The organism is Streptomyces sp. NPDC002790, from assembly GCF_040295505.1.
Taxonomy (GTDB): domain Bacteria; phylum Actinomycetota; class Actinomycetes; order Streptomycetales; family Streptomycetaceae; genus Streptomyces.
This window is the reverse complement of record NZ_JBEOVM010000238.1, coordinates 1-1,796: the sequence shown is the minus strand read 5'-3', so window position 1 is coordinate 1,796 and position 1,796 is coordinate 1. Positions and strand designations below refer to the sequence as shown.

1 protein-coding gene is annotated in these 1,796 nt (G+C 73.4%); it reads left to right on the top strand.

Annotation, left to right across the window (positions count from 1 at the left end; translation table 11 throughout):
• The first annotated feature begins 391 nt into the window (after positions 1-391).
• The gene (locus tag ABT004_RS36290; protein WP_351346115.1) at positions 392-1,672 is read left to right on the top strand and encodes a YeeE/YedE family protein; all 1,281 of its coding nucleotides are present in this window, start codon (positions 392-394) and stop codon (positions 1,670-1,672) included.
• The last annotated feature ends 124 nt before the right edge of the window (positions 1,673-1,796 follow it).

The following is a 1,796-nucleotide window of genomic DNA, read 5'->3' as shown; positions in this document are numbered from 1 at the left end:
CAATCGCCGCAGGGGCTTAAAAGATCGCCTCAATCGCCGGCGGGGCTTGATAGATCAAGCCCCGCCGGCGATTGGTATTTCCAGCCTCGCCGGCGTTTGAGGCGGTCCTTCAAGCCCCGCCGGCGTTTGAGGCGCGGGGTCCGGGGCGGAGCGCCGTGGCGTGGGGTGCGGACCACCGCACGAGACCGGGTGCCCGCGATGTGAGACGCCCCCCACCGATCCCCCGGCGGAGCCTAAAGTGGCGCACATGTTCGGACCCGCTCGGCACCTGGCTCTCGCGCTCTTCGCGGCCACGTCGTGGAGTGTCGACGACGCGCTCTGTCGTCGCTGACGTCCACCACTCCCCCGAACGACCCGAGAGCGTTCCCACTCCACCTGCCGGAGATCTGCCGTGACCACCGCTCCCCCCGCCGGGGCGCCGCCGCGCGCCACCCTGCTCACCCCGTCCCCCACCTCCTCGCCGACCCCGGTCGCCGAGACCGCGCCGCCCACCCGTTGGGGGCCGCTCGTCGGCGCCGGAGTCATCGGCGCGGCGCTCGCCGTCTACGTGTTCGTCCAGCACGGCGCCAAGCCGGGCGTCCTGTTGCTGCTCGGCCTCGGGCTCGGATTCGCCCTGTTCCACTCGCGGTTCGGGTTCACCTCCGCCTGGCGCCAGCTCGTGGCCGTCGGCAACGGCACCGGGCTGCGGGCGCACGCCCTGCTGCTCGGCACCACGGCGACGCTCTTCGCGCTGATCATCGGAACCGGCACCGGCCTCTTCGGTTCGGTGCCCGCGCCCAGCGCGGGGCCGCTCGGCATCGGCCTCATCGTGGGCTCCTTCATCTTCGCGGTCGGCATGCAGCTCGGTGGCGCCTGCGCGTCCGGAACGCTGTTCGCCGTCGGCTCGGGACAGAGCTCGATCGTGCTCACGCTCTTCGGGTTCATCGTCGGTTCCACCCTCGCCGCCTGGCAGTTCGGGCTCTGGGGCGATCTGCCCGCGCTCGACCCGTACCTGCTGTCGGACCATGTCGGCTGGCTCGGCTCCTGGGCGATCACCATCGTCGCGCTCGCCGCGATCTGGTTCATCGCGCGCACCGTCCAGGCCCGCCGCAATCCCCCGCCGGTCGGCACCCCGCCGTCGGCGAAGGGCGCGCTGCTCCGTACGGTCCGCGGCTCCTGGCCGCTGGCGGCGGGCGCCGTGGTGCTCGCGGTGCTCGGCGCGGGCGTGCTGCTGGTGTCCGGTGGCGCGTGGGGTGTGACGAGCGCGTTCTCGCTGTGGGGCTCGAAGGTGGTGGGCGCGCTCGGCGGCTCCCCCGAGACGTGGGCGTTCTGGCAGCAGCCCGGCAACTCCGCCCAGTTGGCGGGCCCGGTGCTCGCCGACAAGACAAGCCTCACCGACATCGGCATCATGGTCGGCGCGGCGGTCGCGGCCGCGGCGGGCGGCGTGTGGAAGCTGCACCGCGGCATCCCGGCCCGTACGGCCGTCGCCGCGGTCGTCGGCGGCATCCTGATGGGGATCGGCGCACGCCTCGCGGGCGGCTGCAACATCGGCGCGTACCTCGCGGGCATCGTCTCCGGCTCGCTGCACGGCTGGATCTGGGGCGCCGTCGCCATCCTCGGCACGTGGGCGGGCCTGCGCCTGCGCCCGCTGTTCGGCCTCGGCAACCCGAAGCCCTCGGACAGCGTCTGCTGACCCCGTACGCGTAGGAAGTGGCCCCGTCAGCATGGAGAGCAACGGGAAGCAGCCGAAAAAGCAGCCCACCCCCCCCGGGGGGGTTTCGGGAGCGGCCACCGCCCAACCCCGCCACCCCCCCCCG